The following is a 17,900-nucleotide window of genomic DNA, read 5'->3' as shown; positions in this document are numbered from 1 at the left end:
ACGGGGGTGGGACCCGCAGCGGTTCACCGGCTAGCGTGACCAGGCGTGGAGCAGGGTGGGACGGCGCCGGACTTCGAGCTGGTGGACCAGACGGGCACGCCGCGGCGGCTGAGCGCGCTGCTGGCGGACGGGCCGGTGGTGCTGTTCTTCTTCCCCATCGCGTCCTCCAACGGCTGCACGGCCGAGGCGTGCCGCTTCCGGGACCTCGCCGACGCGTTCGCCGGCACCGGCGCTACCGTGGTCGGCTGCAGCCCCGACGAGGTGGGCACCCAGCGGCAGTTCGCCGACGCCCACTCCCTGGAGTTCCCGCTGCTGGCCGACCCGGAGGGGACGGTGGCGGCGCAGTTCGGGGTCAAGCGGTCCGGCCTGCTCGGCAAGGTCGGACCGGTGCAGCGGCGCACCTTCGTCATCGACCCGGACCGGACGGTCCGCACCGTGGTCACCGGGGAGCGCAAGCCCCGCCACCACGCCGACGACGCCCTCGCCGCCCTGCGCGGCTGAGGCCCGGCCGCGGTCTGCCACACTGGCCCCATGGAGATCGTCGGGCTCGTCGTCGTCGGACTGACCATCCTGGTCGTGGTCGCGCTCGTCATCGCGATGCTGGTGCAGTCGCTGCGCGACTGACCGCTAGGACGGGGGCTGCTCCGGGGCCAGCAGCACGTCGGCGTCGAAGCACGTGCGGTCGCCGGTGTGGCACGCCGCGCCCACCTGGTCGACCGTGAGCAGGACGGTGTCGCCGTCGCAGTCCAGGCGCACCTCGTGCACGTGCTGGGTGTGCCCCGAGGTGGCGCCCTTGACCCAGTACTCCTGCCGCGAGCGCGACCAGTAGGTGGCCCGGCGGGTGCGCAGGGTGCGGTCCAGCGCCTCGGAGTCCATCCACGCCACCATGAGCACCTCGCCGGTCCCCCGCTGCTGCGCGACGGCCGCGACGAGGCCGTCGGCGTTCGGCGTCAGGCGCGCCGCGACCTCCGGGTCCAGGCTCACCGCACCACCACCCCCTCCGCGCGCATCGCGTCCTTGACCTGCCCGATGGTGAGCTCGCCGAAGTGGAACACGCTGGCCGCGAGGACCGCGTCGGCGCCCGCGGCGACGGCCGGCGGGAAGTGCTCGACGGCCCCCGCCCCGCCGCTGGCGATCACGGGCACGGTGACCGCCGCCCGCACGGCCCGGAGCATCCGCAGGTCGAAGCCGGCCTTGGTGCCGTCGGCGTCCATCGAGTTCAGCAGGACCTCCCCCACCCCGAGCTCGGCGCCGCGCACGGCCCAGCCGACGGCGTCGATGCCGGTGCCGCGCTTCCCGCCGTGGGTGGTGACCTCCCAGCCCGACGCGGTGGGCGCCGCGCCGGCGGGCACGGTGCGCGCGTCGACGGAGAGCACGATGCACTGCGAGCCGAACCGCTCGGAGAGCTCGCGCAGCAGCTCGGGCACGGCGATGGCCGCGGTGTTGATGCTGACCTTGTCCGCGCCGGCGCGCAGCAGGGTGTCGACGTCGGCCGCGGTGCGCACCCCGCCGCCCACGGTGAGCGGGATGAAGACCTGCTCGGCGGTGCGGGCGACGACGTCGAGCATGGTGGCCCGCCCGCCGGAGGAGGCGGTGACGTCGAGGAACGTCAGCTCGTCGGCCCCCTGGGCGTCGTAGAGCGCCGCGAGCTCGACCGGGTCCCCGGCGTCGCGCAGGTTCTCGAAGTTGACGCCCTTGACCACCCGGCCGGCGTCGACGTCGAGGCAGGGGATGACGCGCACGGCCAGGCTCACGCCGGCACCGCCGGGCCCACGTCCCGGGGCTCGCCCACCTCGGCCAGCAGCGCCAGCAGCTCGTCGTGCACCCCCGGGGACGCGGCGAGCACCGACGGGGAGTCGATGCGCCACGGCTGCCCGGCCAGGTCGGTGACCACGCCCCCGGCGGCCCGCACCAGGCACACGCCCGCGGCGTTGTCCCAGGGGTGGTGGCCGAAGGTGACCGAGCCGCCCAGCACCCCGGCGGCCGTCCACGCCAGGTCGACCCCCGTCGCCCCGAGCAGCCGCACCCGCAGGCACGCCTGGGACAGCGAGCCCATCACCGCGTACCGGAAGGGGCCGGGGTAGGCGCCCCGCGCGCGCAGGTCGAGCGAGCCGATGACCGTGGTCACCTCGGCCAGGGTGGCCGGGGCGAGCGGGGGCAGCGCCTCGCCGTCGCGCAGCAGGGGCCCGCCCTCGACGGCGGTGTAGCGCTCGCCCAGCAGCGGCAGCCAGGTCAGCCCCGCCACCGGCTGCCCGTCGTGCACGAGCGCGAGCAGGATGCCGGCCAGCGGCATGCCGGCGGAGTAGTTGGCGGTGCCGTCCACCGGGTCGAGCACCCAGGCGGTGCCGGAGCGCAGGTCGGGCCCGCCGAACTCCTCGCCGTGCACCGCGATCCCGGTGCGCTCGGTCAGCTGCGCGCCCAGGGTGCGCTCCAGCTCGAGGTCGACGGCGGTGGCGAAGTCCGTGGGCCCCTTGGCCTTCGCGCTCGGCGCGCCAACCCCGGCGGTGAACCGGTCGGTGACGGAGTCGAGCAGGGCGGACGCCTCGGCGACCAGGCCCGGCAGGTCCAGCCCGCTCACGCCCGCACCGCGGCGAGGGCCTCGGGCAGGGTGAACCGCCCCGCGTAGAGCGCCTTGCCGACGATCGCGCCCTCGACGCCGGTGCCCACCATGGTCGCCAGCGCGGTCAGGTCGTCCAGGGTGGACACCCCACCGGAGGCGACAACGGGGGCGTCGGTCGCCGCGCAGACCTGCGCCAGCAGCTCGAGGTTGGGCCCGGTCAGCGTGCCGTCCTTGGTGACGTCGGTGACGACGTAGCGGGCGCAGCCGTCCCGGTCGAGGCGGGCCAGGACGTCGAACAGCTCGCCGCCGTCGCTGACCCAGCCCCGGGCCTTGAGCCGGTGCGCGCCGTCGACGAGCTGGACGTCGAGGCCGACGGCCACCCGGTCGCCGTGCCGGGCGATGGCCGAGGCGCACCACGTGGGGTCCTCCAGCGCGGCCGTGCCCAGGTTGACCCGGCGGCAGCCGGTGGCCAGGGCGGCGTCGAGCGAGGCGTCGTCCCGGATGCCGCCGGAGAGCTCGACGGCGACGTCGAGGCGGCCGACGACCTCGGCCAGCAGCTCCCGGTTGCTGCCGCGGCCGAAGGCGGCGTCGAGGTCGACCAGGTGCACCCACTGCGCCCCGTCGGCCTGCCACTGCAGGGCGGCGTCGAGCGGGGAGCCGTAGTCGGTCTCGCTGCCCGCCTCCCCCTGGACGAGGCGGACGGCCTTGCCCTCGGCGACGTCGACGGCGGGGAGCAGCTCCAGGGTCACGTGGGCCAACCCTAGTCGGGCCGCTCAGCCCAGCGAGCCCACCCAGTTCCCCAGCAGCACGGCCCCGGCGTCGCCCGACTTCTCGGGGTGGAACTGGGTGGCGCTCAGCGGCCCGTTCTCCACCGCGGCCAGGAACGGCTCGCCGTGGGTCGCCCAGGTCAGCAGCGGTGCGCGCAGCGGGCCGGAGGACTCCATCTCCCAGCGGCGCACCCCGTAGGAGTGCACGAAGTAGAAGCGGGTGGCCGCGTCCAGGCCGGCGAACAGCGCCGAGCCGGCGGGGGCGTCGACGGTGTTCCACCCCATGTGGGGCAGCACGGGCGCCTGCAGCCGCTCCACGGTGCCGGGCCACTCGTCGCACCCCCGGGCGGCCTCGTCCGCGCCCGAGGCGGGGCTGAACTCCACCCCGGAGCTGAAGAGCACCTGCATGCCGACGCAGATGCCGAGCACGGGCCTGCCCCCGGCGAGGCGCTCGCCGATGATGCGGTCGCCCCGGACCGCGCGCAGCCCGGCCATGCAGGCGGCGAAGGCGCCCACCCCGGGGACGACGAGGCCGTCCGCGGCCAGCGCCACCGCCGGCTCGGCCGTCAGCGTCACCTGCGCCCCGGTCCGCTCGAGGGCCCGCACGGCCGAGCGCAGGTTGCCCGACCCGTAGTCCAGGACGGCGACCGTGGCTCTGCTCACCGGCCCAGCCTAGGGCCGGGCTCAGACCAGGTAGGCCACCGCACCGGCGAGGGCGAGCGCGGTGAGCACGGCCAGGACGGCGGCGAACAGGCGGGACGTCGTGCGCATCGTCCACGCGCCCCCGGCCAGGAACCCGGCGAGCAGGACGAGGACGACGACGATCGCGGTGCTCACGGTCGCCGAGGGTACGGGTGCGAGGATGGCCGTCGGCCCGCCGCTTCCCGGGTCCGGCAGGGAGGGACCGTGACGAGCGCGCGCGACACCGGGGCGCCCGACGACGTGGTCGCCGCGGTCGCGGCCGGGGCGGCGGACGACGCGGGTGGGGTCGACCCCGCGCTGCTGGGCCGGTTCCTGCCCATCGTCGTCGAGGCCGCGAGCTCGGGGCGCCGGCTGCGGCGCGCCGAGCTGACCGCCTGCGGTGAGCGGGGCGCGGCCGCCGCGCTGGCCGGGGTGCCGCTGCGCGCGCTGATCGACCTCTACCTCTCGGCGTGCTGGCGGCTCTGGGAGCAGCTCGACGTGGTGGCGGGGTCCGACGCCGCCCGGGTGCGCGCCGCCGGCCTGGCGGTGCTGCGGGCGGCCGACGACGCCGTGGCCGCGCTGGCCGAGGGCTTCCAGCTGGCGCGCAACGACCTGTCGCGGCAGCAGGAGGCCACCCGCCGCGAGGTGGTGGAGAAGCTGCTGGCCGGGGGGCCGGACGCGGTGTCGGCCGCGGGCCGGGCGGCCGACCTCGGGGTGGACCTCACCAGCCCGCACGCCGTGCTCGTCGCCCGGCACGAGCGCACCTTCGACGACCCCGCCACCTCGAGCGTGCCCAGCCGGCTGGAGCGGGCCCTGGGGGGCGCCCACGGGGACGCGAACCCGCTGGTCGTGGTGCGCGACGGCCTGCTGGTGTGCGTGTTCGCGGCCCCGGACCAGGCCAGCGTCGAGCTCGTCGCGGAGCGGCTGCGAGGCGTCCTCGGCGGCGGCTCTCCGGCGACGTGGCAGGCCGCGGTGGGCCGCAGCCTCGCCGGGGCGACGTCGGTGCGGGTCTCCCACGAGCAGGCCCGCGGCGCGCTGGAGCTGGCGGGCCGGCTGCGGCTCGACACCCCCGTCGTGGACGCCGCCGACCTCGTCGTCTACCAGGTGCTGCTGCGCGACCGGGACGCCGTCGACGAGCTGGTGCGCACCGTGCTGGGCCCGCTGGCGGGGGCCCGGGGCGGGGCGGGGCCGCTGCTGGAGACCCTGGACGCCTACTACGCCACGGGCGGGGTGGCCACCGAGACCGCGGCCCGGCTGCACCTGTCGGTGCGGGCGGTGACCTACCGGCTGGCCCGGGTGCGCGGGCTGCTCGACCTCGACCCCACCGACCCCGCGAACCGCTTCGCGCTGCACGCGGCCGTCCTCGCCGCGCGGCTGCTGCGGTGGCCCGAGGTGCCGCTCGGCGGGGTCTGACGCGGGCCTCGTTGCCGACGGTCGGCAACGGGGGTGGGTCGAACTCGTCCCGTCGCCGACCCCGCGCCGGCCCGTCCGCTCCGTCACGATTGGGGGGAGCCACGAACCGTCCCCGCGTAGAGGAGCTGCTGTGTACGACGTCCCGAGCTGGTTGTGGGTGGGCTTCGCCGCCACCGTGGTCATCGCGCTGGCGGTGGACCTGCTGGCGCACCGCGACGACCACACGATCGGCTTCAAGGAAGCCGCCTGGTGGAGCGTCGGCTGGGTCGGCCTGGCCGTGGTCTTCGGTGCCGTCGTCGCCGTGGTCGTCGACCCCGTCGGGGGCACCGGGGAGAACGCAGGGGTGCAGTACTTCACCGCGTGGCTGCTGGAGAAGAGCCTGTCGGTGGACAACCTGTTCGTCTTCGCGCTGATCTTCGCCTACTTCAAGGTGCCCGCGAAGTACCAGCACCGCGTGCTGTTCTTCGGCGTCATCGGCGCCCTGGTCTTCCGCGCGGTCTTCCTCGCCCTCGGCGTGCAGGTCGTGGAGCGCTTCTCCCCCGTGCTGTTCCTCTTCGCGGCGATCCTGCTCTACAGCGCCTACAAGCTGATCAAGGGCGAGGACGACGACTACGACCCGAGCACGTCGCTGGCGCTCAAGGCCATGCGCAAGGTCGTGCCGATGAAGGACGAGTACGACGGCACCAAGTTCTTCATCCGCGAGGCGGGCAAGCGCTACGGCACCCCGCTGCTGGCCGTGGTGGTGGCGATCGAGGCCGCCGACCTGGTCTTCGCCGTCGACTCCGTGCCCGCCGTGCTGGCCGTCAGCTCGGACCCGTTCATCGTCTACACGTCGAACGCGTTCGCGATCCTGGGCCTGCGGGCGCTGTACTTCCTGCTCGCCGGGCTGCTGGACAAGTTCCACTACCTCGGCAAGGGCCTCGCGATCATCCTGGCCTTCATCGGGGTCAAGCTCATCCTGCAGGCCAGCCACGAGAACTTCTCGACCTCGATCCCCGAGATCCCCTCGCTGGTGAGCCTGGCGGTGATCGTGGTGGTGCTGGCCGGCTCGATCGGGCTCAGCCTGGCCCGGCCGCTGCCGCCCGAGGAGCAGACCACCCCGGACGCGACCGAGATCGACGAGTCGGACGCGCCCACCGCGGACGACCGCACCCGCTAGACCCGGCGCGGCGAGCCCCCGACGACCACCCGGTCGTCGGGGGCTCGGCCGTGGGACGCCCGTGCCCACCCGATCCGCGCACCGGGCCTGCTGTCCGGTCGGGGGCGTGAGGAGTGGGCGCAGCGTCCCCGACCCGGTGCTCGTCCGGTCCTAGAGCGCGCCCTTGGTCGACGGGACGCCGGTGACGCGGGGGTCGGGCTCGACGGCCTGGCGCAGCGCCCGGGCGACGGCCTTGAACTCGGCCTCGCTGATGTGGTGCTGGTCGCGGCCGTGGATGACCCGGACGTGCAGCGCGATCCGGGCGTTCAGCGCGAGCGCCTCGAACACGTGCCGGTTGATGACGGTCGCGTAGGGCGCGCCGGTGCCGCCGATGAGCGCACCGAGCATGTGCTCGGGCTCGCCGGTGTGCACGCAGTACGGCCGGCCCGAGACGTCGACCGCGGCGTGGGCCAGGGTCTCGTCCATCGGGATCCAGGCGTCGCCGAACCGGCGGATGCCCTTCTTGTCCCCCAGCGCCTCCAGCAGCGCCTGGCCGAGCACGATGGCGACGTCCTCGACCGTGTGGTGGGCCTCGACGTGGACGTCCCCGGTCGCCTGCACGCGCAGGTCGAAGCTGGCGTGGGTGCCCAGCGCGGTCAGCATGTGGTCGAAGAACCCGACCCCCGTCGACACCTCGACCTGGCCGGTGCCGTCGAGGTCGAGCTCGACGAACACGCTCGACTCCCGCGTCGTGCGCTCCACCCGTGCTGTGCGTCCACTCATGCCGGTCATGCTCGCACGGGGGCGGCGGGCCAGGACGCCTGGCGCCGGGTGTCCGCCGCGCGAACGACTTGCCGCCGCGCGCGGGGTATGACGGCTGGTGATCTTGGAGGTGGGTCCATTCCAATGGCGCGCAACCCACCGAGACCGAAGTCAGGACCGACCTGTGGCGAACCCGCTCAAGCTGTGGCCCGAGCTGTCACCCCATCCCGGCAACCACGAGGGCGGGAGCTGGTCGCGCCTCAACTTCCTCGTCGACGGCATCCTCGCCATCGCGGCGACGCTCCTCGTGCTCGACCTGCGTGTGCCGGACCCGACCGGGCCCGCGACCAGCACGTCCTCCCCGGGGGTCGGTCCCGGGGAGCTGGGCCACGAGCTGACCAGCGCCCTCGCCCCCGCCTACCTCGGCTACGCCACCGGTTTCCTCTTCATCGCCGGCGGGTGGCTCGCCATCCGGCGGCTGGCTCGCTACATGCCGGCGATCGACCACTGGGGCACCGTCATCGTCCTGGTCACGCTCGGGTTCTTCGTCCTCACCCCGTTCGCCGTCCAGGTCTTCGCGCGATCGACCAACGACGAGAGCGACAACATCGCGGCGCTCCGGCTCCTCAGCATCATCATGCTCGCGACGTCGATCGGTTTCGGTGCGCTCGTGGAGTACCTCCACCGCGTGGTCAACAACGAGCCGTCGGTCCACCCCGATCGGTGGTCGATCTTCCGCACCGCCAGCCGCCTGGCGTGGGTCCTGCCCTCGGTCGCGCTCGCCCTGACCTTCGTCAACGAGCTCGCCGCCGGCGTGGCCCTGGCCTTGAACGTCCTCGTCAACTTCTGGCCCAACGACGGGCACGGTCTGGGCACGGCTGCCGGTCAACGGCCCCGGGTCCACGCGGCCGACGTCCCGACGACGGAGCACTCCCCGGCGCACTGAGGGGGGCCCGACCGCCGCACGGCTCAGGCTCCGGTGCCGACCTCGGCGGCCGCGGCGAGGAACGCGTCGTTCTCCTCCGCCAGCCCGATCGTCACCCGCAGGTGCCCCGGGATGCCGACGTCGCGGATGAGCACGCCCGCGTCCAGGAAGCGCTGCCAGGCGGCGGGGGCGTCGGCGAAGCGGCCGAACAGCACGAAGTTGGCGTCCGACGGCACCACGGCGAACCCGAGGTCGGTCAGGGCGGCGACGACGCGGTCGCGCTCCGCCGCGAGCACGGCGACCGAGCCCAGCGTCTCCTCGGCGTGGCCCAGGGCGGCCAGCGCCGCGGCTTGGGTGAGCACGGAGAGGTGGTACGGCAGGCGAACCAGCAGCATCGCCTCGACCAGGGCGGGCGCGGCCACCAGGTAGCCCAGCCGTCCCCCGGCGAACGCGAAGGCCTTGCTCATGGTGCGGCTGACGACGACCTGGGTGGGCAGCTCGTCGATCAGCTCGACGGCGCTGGGGGCGGCGGAGAACTCGGCGTACGCCTCGTCCACGACCACCAGCCCGGGGGCCGCGGCGGCGATGCGGCGCACCTCGTCCAGCGTCGCCGACTGCCCGGTCGGGTTGTTCGGGCTGGTGACGAACAGGACGTCGGGCCGGTGCTCGGTGACGGCCGCGACGGCGGCGTCCACGTCGAGGGAGAAGTCGTCGCGCCGCGGGGCCGGCAGCCAGGTGGTCTGCGTGCCCGCCGCGATGATCGGGTGCATCGAGTAGCTCGGCTCGAAGCCCAGCGCAGCGCGACCCGGGCCGCCGAACGCCTGCATCAGCTGCTGCAGCACCTCGTTGGACCCGTTGGCCGCCCACACGTTCGCCGTCGACACCGCGACCCCGGTGCTGCGGGTGACGTGCTGGGCCAGCGCGGTGCGCAGCGCGACGGCGTCCCGGTCGGGGTAGCGGTGCAGCTCGGTCGCCGCCACCCGCGCGGCCTCCGCGACGTCGGCCACGAGCCCGGGCGAGGGCGGGTGCGGGTTCTCGTTCGTGTTGAGCCGCACGGGCACCTGCAGCTGCGGCGCGCCGTAGGGGTGGGCGCCGCGCAGCTCCTCGCGCAGCGGCAGGTCGGCCAGCGTCACCCCGGAGCCGGGGGCGCTCACCGCTCGAACCGGACGCGCACGGCGTCCCCGTGCGCGGGCAGGTCCTCGGCGGCCGACAGGGCCACGACGTGCCCGGCGACCTCCTGCAGCGCCTCCCGGGTGTACTCGACGAGGTGGATGCCGCGCAGGAAGGTCTGCACGCTGAGCCCCGACGAGTGCCGCGCGCACCCGGCGGTGGGCAGCACGTGGTTGGACCCGGCGCAGTAGTCGCCCAGGCTGACCGGGGCGAAGGGGCCGACGAAGATCGCGCCGGCGTTGCGGACCTGCCGCGCGACCTGCGCCGCGTCGACCGTCTGCACCTCGAGGTGCTCGGCGGCGTAGGCGTCGACCACCCGCACGCCCTGGTCGAGGTCGTCGACGAGCACGGTCCCGGACTGGCTGCCGGACAGCGCCGTCGCGACGCGCTCGGTGTGCTTGGTCGTCGTCAGCTGGCGGGCGACCTCGGCGTCGACGGCGTCGGCCAGCTCGGTGGAGGTGGTCACCAGCACGGACGCGGCCATGGGGTCGTGCTCGGCCTGGCTGATGAGGTCGGCGGCGACGTGCACCGGGTCGGCGGTGTGGTCGGCCAGCACGGCGATCTCGGTGGGCCCGGCCTCGGAGTCGATGCCGACGAGGCTGCGCACGAGGCGCTTGGCCGCGGTGACGTAGACGTTGCCCGGCCCGGTGACGAGGTCGACGGGGGCGAGCTCGGCGCCGTCGGTGTCGGTGCCGCCGTGGGCGAGCAGGGCGACGGACTGCGCCCCGCCGACGGCCCACACCTCGTCGACCCCGAGCAGCGCGCACGCGGCCAGGATCGTGGGGTGGGGCAGCCCGCCGTGGTCGCGCTGCGGCGGGCTGGCGACGACGAGGGAGCGGACCTCGGCGGCCTGCGCGGGCACCACGTTCATGACCACGCTGGACGGGTAGACGGCGTTGCCGCCGGGCACGTAGAGCCCGACCCGGTCCACCGGCACCCAGCGCTCGGTGACGGTCGCGCCGTCGGCCACCCGGGTGGTGTGCTCGCTGCGGCGCTGGTCGGCGTGCACCACCCGGGCGCGGGCGATGGACTCCTCCAGCGCGGCCCGCACGGCGGGGTCGAGCGCCGCCAGCGCCTCGGCCAGGGCGGGGACGGGCACCCGGACGGTCGCGGGGGCGACGCCGTCGAAGCGCTCGGAGAGCTCCTGCACCGCGGCGACCCCGCGCTCGGCGACGTCGGCGACGATCGGCTCGACCCGGTGCAGCACCTGGGCCACGTCGACCTGGCCGCGCGGCACGGCGGCCCGCAGCTCGGCGGTGGTGGGGGTGCGACCGCGCAGGTCGAGACGGGCGAGCACGAGGCCTCCAGGGCGTCGGGGTGGGTGCGGCCCCAGGGTAGTGGGCCCGGGCGCGGTCAGCCGCGCTCGTGCAGGTCCAGGCCGAGGTCCAGCACGCGCACCGAGTGGGTGAGCCCGCCGACGGCGACGTACTCGACCCCGGTGGCGCCGTAGGCCGCGGCGGTCTCCAGGGTGAGCCGGCCCGAGCCCTCGAGCCAGGTGGTGGGGGCGACGGCGTCACGCCGGCGCACGGCCTCGGCCGCGTCCGCGAGGTCGAAGTTGTCGAGCAGCACCAGCTCCGCGCCCTCGGCCAGCACCGCGTCGAGCTGCTCGAGGGTGTCGACCTCCACCTCGCAGGGCAGCTCCGGTGCCGTCGCCCGCACTGCGCGCAGCGCGTCGACCACCGAACCCGCCGCGGCCACGTGGTTGTCCTTGACCAGCGCCGCGTCGCCGAGACCCATCCGGTGGTTGACCCCGCCGCCGCAGCGCACCGCGTACTTCTGCAGCAGCCGCAGCCCGGGCAGCGTCTTGCGGGTGTCGCGCACCCGGCAGCCGGTGCCCTCCAACGCGCGGGCCCACGCCGCGGTCGCCGTGGCCACCCCGGAGAGGTGACCCACCAGGTTCAGCGCGGTGCGCTCCGCGGTGAGCAGCCCCACCGTGGGGCCCACGACGGTGAGGGCGGGCTCCCCGGGCACCAGGGCGGACCCGTCCTCGAGGCGGTGGTGCACCTCGTAGCCGCCGGCACCGAGCACCGCGTCGAGGACGGCGAGCACGAGCCCGCCGCCGGCGAGCACCCCGGGGTCGCGGGGCACGACCGACGCGGTGGAGACCGCCTCGGAGCCGACGGTGGCCAGGGTGGTGACGTCGGCGCCGTAGCGCAGGTCCTCCTCGAGCGCGGTGGTCACCACCCGCTGCACGTCGTCGAGGTCGAGGCCCTGGGCGACGAGCACCCGGGCGGTGCTGCCGTCGAGCGCGGTGCTGCTGCTCACGACGCCACCCCCGCCGCGACGAGCGAGGCGACCACGGGGGCGCCCGCGTCGTCGAGCACCACGGGGGTGCCTGTGTCGTCGAGCACCACGGGGGTGCTGCGGCGCTGCGCCTCGTCGGTGCCGGGGTGGTCGCTGCGCAGGTGCGCCCCGCGGGACTCGGTGCGGGCGGTCGCCGCGGCGACGACGGCGGAGGCGACGAGGGTCAGCGCCCGGTCCTCCTCCCCCGCACGGACCGGCGGGTCGACCACGGGCGCCGCGGCCAGCGCGGTCGCCACCAGGGCCAGCCCGGCCGCGTCCCGACCGACCGCGGCGTGGGCGCTCATCAGCTGCTGCAGCCGGGCCCGGGTCAGCACCGGGGCCGGGGCCTCCGGTCGGGGGTCGGCGTCGGCACGCGGTGCGGAGGCCACCCGCTCGACCGCGGCCGCGGCGGCCCGCTCGGCCACGACGAGGCCCTCCAGCAGGCTGTTGGAGGCGAGTCGGTTGGCGCCGTGCAGCCCGGTGCGGCCGACCTCGCCCGCGGCGAGCAGTCCCGGCAGCCCGGTGCGGCCGGCCGTGTCGGTGACCACCCCGCCGCAGCTGTAGTGCGCGGCGGGGGCGACGGGGATGGGGTCGCGCACCGGGTCGATGCCCCGGGCGGCGCACGCGGCGTGCACGGTCGGGAAGCGGGCGGCGAAGTCCGGCACGCCGCGCGCGTCGAGGAGCACGTGGTCGGTGCCGGTGGCCGCCATGCGCCGGGTGATCGCGGCGGCGACGACGTCGCGCGGGGCCAGGTCGGCCAGCGGGTGCACCCCGGCCATGACGCGCTCGCCGGCGAGGTCGACCAGCACCCCGCCCTCGCCCCGGACGGCCTCGGTGACCAGCGGCAGCTGCCCGGCCCTGTCGCCGCCGACCAGTGCGGTCGGGTGGAACTGCACGAACTCGACGTCGGCCAGCGGCACACCGGCGCGCAGGGCGAGGGCGAGGCCGTCGCCGGTGGCGATCGGCGGGTTGGTCGTCGTGGCGTAGAGGTGGCCGAGGCCGCCGGTGGCCAGCAGCACGGCGGGGGCGTGGACCAGCCCGGCGACCCCCTCGGTGTCGAGCACGACGAGACCGGTGACGCCGTGCGGCGCGGTGACGACCTGCCGGGCGACGTGCCCGGCCAGCACCACCGGCGAGGCGCCACCCGCGCGGGCGGCGGCCACCAGCGCGCGCTCGACCTCGGCACCGGTGGCGTCGCCCCCGGCGTGGACGACGCGGCGGGCCGAGTGCCCGCCCTCGCGGGTGGTGGCCAGGCGGCCGTCGGGGCCGAGGTCGAAGCGCGCGCCCCGGGCGCGCAGCCGGGTCAGGGCGGTGTCCCCGGCCGCCAGCAGCGAGCGCACCGCGACCTCGTCGCACAGCCCGACGCCGGCGGTGAGGGTGTCGGCCACGTGGGCCGCGACCCGGTCCCCCGCGGCGCGGGCCTCGGCGCCGACGACGGCGATGCCGCCCTGAGCCCAGGCCGTGGCCGAGTCGTCGAGCTCACCCTTGGTGACGACGAGCACCCGCAGCCCGCGCTCGGCGGCGTCGAGCGCCGCGGTGAGGCCGGCGACACCGCTGCCGACGACGACGAGGTCCGCGCGGGCCTCCCAGCGGGGGCTCACTCCCCGCCCCCGGGCCGGCCGATGGCGATCATGGCCTCGACCGCGCCGCGGGCCCGACGGGCGGTCTCGGCGTCGACGTGGACCTCGTCGCGGCCGGTGACGAGGCACCGCAGCAGGGCCGCCGGCGTGATCATCTTCATGTAGCGGCACGACGCACGGTCGTTCACGGCGCGGAAGTCGACCTGCGGCGCGGCGCGGCGCAGCTGGTGCAGCATGCCGATCTCGGTGGCGACCAGCACCTCCCGGGCCCGTGAGGTCCGCGCGGCGTCGAGCATGCCGCCCGTGGAGAGGATCTTCACCCGCTCGTCGGGGACGATGCCCTCGCCGGCGAGGTAGAGCGCCGAGGTGGCGCAGCCGCACTCGGGGTGGACGTAGAGCTCGGCGTCCGGGTGGGCGCTGACCTGGTCGGCCAGCTCGGTGCCGTTGATCCCGGCGTGCACGTGGCACTCCCCGGCCCACACCTGCAGGTTGGCCCGACCGGTCTTGCGCTGCACGTGGGCGCCGAGGAACTGGTCGGGCAGGAACAGCACCGGCCGCTCCGGGTCGATCGACTCCACGACCTCCACCGCGTTCGAGGAGGTGCAGCACACGTCGGTGAGCGCCTTCACCTCGGCGGTGGTGTTGACGTAGGAGACGACGACCGCGCCGGGGTTGTCGTCCTTCCACTCCTGCAGCTGGGCGGCGTCGATGGAGTCGGCCAGCGAGCACCCGGCGGCGGCGTCGGGGATGAGGACCGTCTTCTCCGGGGCCAGGATCTTCGCGGTCTCGGCCATGAAGTGGACGCCGCAGAACACGATCGTCGAGGCGTCGGACTCCGCGGCCAGCCGCGAGAGGGCCAGCGAGTCGCCGACGTGGTGGGCGACGTCCTGGATGGCGGGCACCTGGTAGTTGTGCGCCAGCACCACGGCATCGCGCTGCTCGGCCAGCTCGCGCACGCGCGCGGCCCAGGCCGCGTCGGGCTCGACCCCGCTCCACCCGCCCGGGGTGTGGACCAGCCCGGCCAGCTCGTCGTGCGTCCCCTGCTCGGTCACCGTCTGCTCGACCGTCGTCATCGTCCGCTCCCTCGCGTCGAGATCCTCGACCTGCGCCGCCGGAGGCTCCGTTGCCCCGACGGGGGTTTTCGACTTACGATCGAAAACGTGACCGACTATAGCACCACCGAGGTCCTGGCCGCCGTGCTGCAGGTCCGCCGCGGTGAGGCGCAGACCCAGCTGGAGGTGCTGCTCTGGCAGCGGGCGCAGGACCCGCAGAGCGGCACCTGGTCGTTGCCCGGCGGGCGGCTGCGGCCCGACGAGGACGTCGAGACCTCGGCGCGCCGCCAGCTCGCCGAGAAGGTGGACCTGCGCGAGGTGGCGCACCTGGAGCAGCTGCGGGTGTTCTCCGACCCCGAGCGGGTGCCGGGCCGGCGGACGGTCGCCGCCACCTTCCTGGGGCTGGTGCCGTTCTCCGCCGACCCCGGCCTGCCGCCCGACACCGCCTGGCACCCGGTGGCGTCGCTGCCGACGACGTCGTTCGACCACGGCGCGATCGTCGGGCACGCCCGGACCCGGGTGGCGGCCAAGCTCTCCTACACCAACCTGGCCTTCGCGCTGACCCCGCCGGAGTTCACCCTCTCCGCGCTGCGGGACATCTACAGCGCCGCCCTGGGCCACCACGTCGACGTCACCAACATGCAGCGGGTGCTCACCCGGCGTGGCCTGGTCACTCCCACCGGGGGGACCGCGAACCCCGGGCCGAGCGGGGGCAGGCCAGCGACGCTGTACCGCTTCACGACCGACCGGCTGCGGGTCACCGACGCCTTCGCGGTGCTGCGACCCCCCGCCTGAGGGCGGCCTCGGTGCCGAGCGGGGCGGGGGGTTCGGACGTACGGTTCAGGCGTGGTGGAGACGATTCCGATCTTCCCCCTGGGCACCGTGCTGCTGCCAGGGGCGTCTCTTCCGCTGCACATCTTCGAGCCCCGCTACCGGCAGCTGACGACCGACCTGGTCACCGGGGCCGTGCCGGGCCGCTGCTTCGGCGTCGTGGCCGTGCGGCCGGGCTTCGACCCCAACGACGGCGACCTCGACGCGCTGCACCACGTCGGCTGCACCGCGCGCATCCAGGAGGTGCGGCGGCTGCCCGACGGCCGCTTCGACATCGTCACCGTCGGTGAGCGCCGCTTCACCCTGCTCGGCATCGACTCCACCTCGGCGCCCTACCACACCGGCACGGTCGAGTGGGTGCCCGACTCCGCAACGGAGGAGGTGACGCCGCAGCTCATGCCCGCGCTGGTGCACGCCGCGCGCTCGGCCCACCACCGCTACTGCCAGGTGGCGTGGAAGCGGGACGACTGGGACTCCCCCGCCGACGACGTCGACCCCGCCGCGCTGGCCCACCTGCTCGCCTCGGACGCCCTGCTGCCGCTGGACGACAAGCAGGCGCTGCTGGAGGAGACCTCGCACGTGCGGCGGCTGCGGATGCTGCGCGCGCTGCTCGCCCGGGAGACGACGTTCCTCAGCGAGCTTCGGGCGGTCCCGGTTCCGCTGGGCCAGCTGGACGCGCCGGGCTCGCTGAACTGAGCCCGGCCGCCTCCGGCTCGAGCTCGTCCGAGCTCACCGAGACCGCTCCGCCGTAGCCGAGCGCCGCGCCCAGGGGCTGGCCGACGAGGACGAGCCACGTACGCAGCTGCGGGGCCGCGGTGAGCACCGTGCCCTGCAGGGCGCCGGTCGCGTCGGGCTGGGTCACCAGGGCGAGGCCGACCACGTGGGCGAGCAGCGCACCCAGGACGGACGCGCCGACGAGGACGAGCAGCACCACGGGGCCCCGCGCGCGCCGCCACCGCCAGGCCGCGACCGCGCTGAGCAGGCCCCCGACCAGGCCCAGCACGACGAACAGTGCGGCGTCGACGAAGACGTGCTCGCTCTCCGTGGGCAGGGTGGCCAGGGTGCGGGCGTCGATGACGACGAACCGCTGCCCGGGGGCGAGGCGGGACCAGACGACGCCCAGCGCCGCACCCAGGACCAGGACGGCGGCGACGAGGAGCGCCAGCCCGCGCACGGACGCGGTCCGCGGGGACGAGGCCGGGGGCCACGCGGGCGCCGCGTCCCCGGTCGGCTGCGGCTCCGAGGCGCTCACCGCTGGAGGGCCGAGGACGCCGAGTCGAGCTCACCGTGCCGCGAGCAGCGGGCGTGCCAACCGTGCGGGCGGACCTGCACGACCATGCGGCGGCCGCACTCGGCGCAGAACCGGGGCGGCTCGAGCTGCAGCGCCGCCGCGCACCGGTCGGCGTCGTGCCCCCCGTCGGCGGCGCCGCACGCGGGGCAGTACCCGGTGGTCACAGCGAGGCCGTCACAGGGTGTCGTTGAGGGCCTTGATCGGCATCTGGAGCTCGCCGAGCAGGTCGAGGTCGGTCTCCGCCGGGCGGCCCAGGGTCGTCAGGTAGTTGCCCACGATGACGGCGTTGATGCCACCGAGGATGCCCTGGCGGGCACCGAGGTCGCCCAGGGTGATCTCGCGGCCGCCGGCGAAGCGCAGGACGGTGCGGGGGAGGGCCAGGCGGAACGCGGCGACGGCGCGCAGGGCGTCGGCCGCGGGGAGCACCTCGAGGTCGCCGAACGGGGTGCCCGGGCGGGGGTTGAGGAAGTTCAGCGGGACCTCGTCGGGCTCCAGGGCGGCCAGGTCGGCGGCGAACTCGGCGCGCTGCTCGAGGCTCTCGCCCATGCCGAGGATGCCGCCGCAGCAGACCTCCATGCCGGCGTCGCGGACCATCTTCAGCGTGCCGGCGCGCTCCTCCCAGGAGTGGGTGGTGACGACGTTCGGGAAGTGGCTGCGCGCGGTCTCGAGGTTGTGGTTGTAGCGGTGCACGCCCATGGCGGCGAGCTCATCGACCTGCTCCTGGGTGAGCATGCCCAGCGAGCACGCGATCTGGATGTCGACCTCGGCGCGGATGGCCTCGATGCCGGCGGCGACCTGCGCCATGAGGCGGGCGTCGGGGCCGCGGACGGCGGCGACGATGCAGAACTCGGTGGCGCCGGTCTTGGCGGTCTGCTTGGCGGCCTCGACGAGGTTCGGGATGTCGAGCCACGCGGAGCGGACCGGGGAGGTGAACAGGCCGGACTGCGAGCAGAAGTGGCAGTCCTCGGGGCAGCCGCCGGTCTTGAGGCTGATGATGCCCTCGACCTCGACCTCGGGGCCGCACCAGCGCATGCGGACCGCGTGGGCGAGGGCCAGCAGGTCCTCCAGCGCCTCGTCGGGCAGCCGGAGGACGGCGAGCACCTGCTCCTGGGTGAGGGGCTCGCCGCGCTCGAGCACCTGCTCGCGGGCCTCGGCCAGGATGTCGGCGTGCTGGGTCCTCGCGGGCTCCACTGCGGTCACTGCTGGCTCCTGTTCGCTCGCGCTCACCGCTCGTCCCGCCCGCGGCGCAGCGCGCCGGGGTCCGGGCACGGGAGGGCTCGGTCGGTCCCCGGCAGTCTGCCTCATGGCCCGGGCACGACCGTCCCGCCCCGCCACAACCCCGCCGCCGACCGGAGCGTGCGCGCCGTCGCGGCCGACTCCGCCCGACCCGCAGCACGCAGCGCCGCCACGGCCGCCGCCTCGGAGGTCAATGTCTCGAACACGCGTT

The 17,900-nt window shown here is 75.4% G+C and carries 21 protein-coding genes; 6 read left to right on the top strand and 15 right to left on the bottom strand.

Features of this window, described 5'->3' with window-relative positions; genetic code table 11:
* The first annotated feature begins 45 nt into the window (after positions 1 to 45).
* Entirely contained in the window at positions 46 to 501 is a 456-nt protein-coding gene (locus ACYVOF_RS09175) for a peroxiredoxin (protein WP_460865800.1), read from the top strand.
* A 126-nt stretch (positions 502 to 627) separates the two neighbouring features.
* On the opposite strand, the gene hisI is transcribed toward ACYVOF_RS09175, so the two are convergent.
* The 6 genes from hisI to ACYVOF_RS09145 are packed head-to-tail and all read right to left on the bottom strand — an operon-like array spanning position 628 to position 4,164.
* Positions 628 to 984: a phosphoribosyl-AMP cyclohydrolase gene (hisI, locus tag ACYVOF_RS09170; protein WP_460865798.1), complete on the bottom strand. Its 357-nt coding sequence runs from the start codon at positions 982 to 984 to the stop codon at positions 628 to 630.
* Complete coding sequence (gene hisF, locus ACYVOF_RS09165) at positions 981 to 1,754, bottom strand: imidazole glycerol phosphate synthase subunit HisF (protein ID WP_460865796.1); 774 nt, start codon at positions 1,752 to 1,754, stop codon at positions 981 to 983. Before hisF ends, hisI begins: the two co-directional genes overlap by 4 nt.
* The gene (locus tag ACYVOF_RS09160) at positions 1,751 to 2,578 is read right to left on the bottom strand and encodes an inositol monophosphatase family protein (protein ID WP_460865794.1); all 828 of its coding nucleotides are present in this window, start codon (positions 2,576 to 2,578) and stop codon (positions 1,751 to 1,753) included. The genes hisF and ACYVOF_RS09160 overlap by 4 nt, the downstream gene beginning before the upstream one ends.
* On the bottom strand, positions 2,575 to 3,309 hold the full coding sequence (gene priA, locus ACYVOF_RS09155) for a bifunctional 1-(5-phosphoribosyl)-5-((5-phosphoribosylamino)methylideneamino)imidazole-4-carboxamide isomerase/phosphoribosylanthranilate isomerase PriA (protein ID WP_460865792.1): 735 nt from the start codon (positions 3,307 to 3,309) through the stop codon (positions 2,575 to 2,577). The genes ACYVOF_RS09160 and priA overlap by 4 nt, the downstream gene beginning before the upstream one ends.
* Before the next feature lie 24 nt (positions 3,310 to 3,333).
* Positions 3,334 to 3,990 (bottom strand): imidazole glycerol phosphate synthase subunit HisH, encoded by a 657-nt coding sequence (gene hisH / locus ACYVOF_RS09150; RefSeq protein WP_460865790.1) that lies wholly within the window; start codon positions 3,988 to 3,990, stop codon positions 3,334 to 3,336.
* Positions 3,991 to 4,011: 21 nt separating this feature from the next.
* Complete coding sequence (locus ACYVOF_RS09145) at positions 4,012 to 4,164, bottom strand: hypothetical protein (protein WP_460865789.1); 153 nt, start codon at positions 4,162 to 4,164, stop codon at positions 4,012 to 4,014.
* Between the two features lie 69 nt (positions 4,165 to 4,233).
* Here ACYVOF_RS09145 and ACYVOF_RS09140 point away from each other — a divergent pair, with 69 nt between their 5' ends.
* Both ACYVOF_RS09140 and ACYVOF_RS09135 read left to right on the top strand, forming a co-directional pair.
* Positions 4,234 to 5,421, top strand: coding sequence for a PucR family transcriptional regulator (locus tag ACYVOF_RS09140; protein WP_460865787.1), 1,188 nt, complete (start codon positions 4,234 to 4,236; stop codon positions 5,419 to 5,421).
* A gap of 130 nt (positions 5,422 to 5,551) precedes the next feature.
* Positions 5,552 to 6,580 carry a TerC family protein gene (locus tag ACYVOF_RS09135; protein ID WP_460865785.1) on the top strand — a complete coding sequence of 343 codons (1,029 nt, stop codon included), beginning with the start codon at positions 5,552 to 5,554 and terminating at the stop codon, positions 6,578 to 6,580.
* A 150-nt stretch (positions 6,581 to 6,730) separates the two neighbouring features.
* Here ACYVOF_RS09135 and hisB read toward each other — a convergent pair whose 3' ends face one another.
* On the bottom strand, positions 6,731 to 7,342 hold the full coding sequence (gene hisB, locus ACYVOF_RS09130) for an imidazoleglycerol-phosphate dehydratase HisB (RefSeq protein WP_460865783.1): 612 nt from the start codon (positions 7,340 to 7,342) through the stop codon (positions 6,731 to 6,733).
* A gap of 163 nt (positions 7,343 to 7,505) precedes the next feature.
* Here hisB and ACYVOF_RS09125 point away from each other — a divergent pair, with 163 nt between their 5' ends.
* Positions 7,506 to 8,267, top strand: a complete 762-nt coding sequence (locus ACYVOF_RS09125) for a TMEM175 family protein (RefSeq protein ID WP_460865781.1) — start codon at positions 7,506 to 7,508, stop codon at positions 8,265 to 8,267.
* 23 nt (positions 8,268 to 8,290) lie between these two features.
* On the opposite strand, the gene ACYVOF_RS09120 is transcribed toward ACYVOF_RS09125, so the two are convergent.
* The 5 genes from ACYVOF_RS09120 to nadA are packed head-to-tail and all read right to left on the bottom strand — an operon-like array spanning position 8,291 to position 14,352.
* Entirely contained in the window at positions 8,291 to 9,400 is a 1,110-nt protein-coding gene (locus ACYVOF_RS09120; RefSeq protein ID WP_460865779.1) for a histidinol-phosphate transaminase, read from the bottom strand.
* Positions 9,397 to 10,713, bottom strand: coding sequence for a histidinol dehydrogenase (gene hisD, locus ACYVOF_RS09115; protein ID WP_460865777.1), 1,317 nt, complete (start codon positions 10,711 to 10,713; stop codon positions 9,397 to 9,399). The genes ACYVOF_RS09120 and hisD overlap by 4 nt, the downstream gene beginning before the upstream one ends.
* Positions 10,714 to 10,769: 56 nt before the next feature.
* The gene (gene nadC, locus ACYVOF_RS09110; RefSeq protein ID WP_460865871.1) at positions 10,770 to 11,642 is read right to left on the bottom strand and encodes a carboxylating nicotinate-nucleotide diphosphorylase; all 873 of its coding nucleotides are present in this window, start codon (positions 11,640 to 11,642) and stop codon (positions 10,770 to 10,772) included.
* A 35-nt stretch (positions 11,643 to 11,677) separates the two neighbouring features.
* Entirely contained in the window at positions 11,678 to 13,300 is a 1,623-nt protein-coding gene (locus ACYVOF_RS09105) for an L-aspartate oxidase (protein ID WP_460865776.1), read from the bottom strand.
* Positions 13,297 to 14,352, bottom strand: coding sequence for a quinolinate synthase NadA (nadA, locus tag ACYVOF_RS09100; RefSeq protein ID WP_460865774.1), 1,056 nt, complete (start codon positions 14,350 to 14,352; stop codon positions 13,297 to 13,299). Before nadA ends, ACYVOF_RS09105 begins: the two co-directional genes overlap by 4 nt.
* An 87-nt stretch (positions 14,353 to 14,439) precedes the next feature.
* On the opposite strand from nadA, the gene ACYVOF_RS09095 reads away from it, so the two are divergent.
* A complete protein-coding gene (locus tag ACYVOF_RS09095; RefSeq protein ID WP_460865773.1) occupies positions 14,440 to 15,126 on the top strand; it encodes an NUDIX hydrolase in 687 nt (228 codons plus the stop codon).
* Positions 15,127 to 15,177: 51 nt separating this feature from the next.
* On the top strand, positions 15,178 to 15,858 hold the full coding sequence (locus tag ACYVOF_RS09090) for an LON peptidase substrate-binding domain-containing protein (RefSeq protein WP_460865771.1): 681 nt from the start codon (positions 15,178 to 15,180) through the stop codon (positions 15,856 to 15,858).
* Here the strand turns inward: ACYVOF_RS09090 and ACYVOF_RS09085 are convergent.
* Genes ACYVOF_RS09085 through bioB form a run of 3 tightly spaced genes read right to left on the bottom strand, consistent with a single transcriptional unit; the run spans position 15,794 to position 17,653 of the window.
* Entirely contained in the window at positions 15,794 to 16,414 is a 621-nt protein-coding gene (locus ACYVOF_RS09085) for a DUF2567 domain-containing protein (protein WP_460865769.1), read from the bottom strand. The two genes, ACYVOF_RS09090 and ACYVOF_RS09085, sit on opposite strands and share 65 nt — an antisense overlap.
* Entirely contained in the window at positions 16,411 to 16,617 is a 207-nt protein-coding gene (bsaP, locus tag ACYVOF_RS09080; protein WP_460865767.1) for a biotin synthase auxiliary protein BsaP, read from the bottom strand. The genes ACYVOF_RS09085 and bsaP overlap by 4 nt, the downstream gene beginning before the upstream one ends.
* Positions 16,618 to 16,627: 10 nt before the next feature.
* Positions 16,628 to 17,653 carry a biotin synthase BioB gene (gene bioB / locus ACYVOF_RS09075; protein WP_460865765.1) on the bottom strand — a complete coding sequence of 342 codons (1,026 nt, stop codon included), beginning with the start codon at positions 17,651 to 17,653 and terminating at the stop codon, positions 16,628 to 16,630.
* Between the last annotated feature and the right edge of the window lie 247 nt (positions 17,654 to 17,900).

It is taken from the genome of Rhodococcus aerolatus, from assembly GCF_054783215.1.
This window is presented reverse-complemented; position numbering and strand designations above follow the sequence as displayed.

Bases quoted from the DNA above. Each gene is read 5' to 3' on its own strand.
- hisB (WP_460865783.1), bottom strand. From the start codon at position 7,342: ATGAGTGGACGCACAGCACGGGTGGAGCGCACGACGCGGGAGTCGAGC.
- nadA (WP_460865774.1), bottom strand. From the start codon at position 14,352: ATGACGACGGTCGAGCAGACGGTGACCGAGCAGGGGACGCACGACGAG.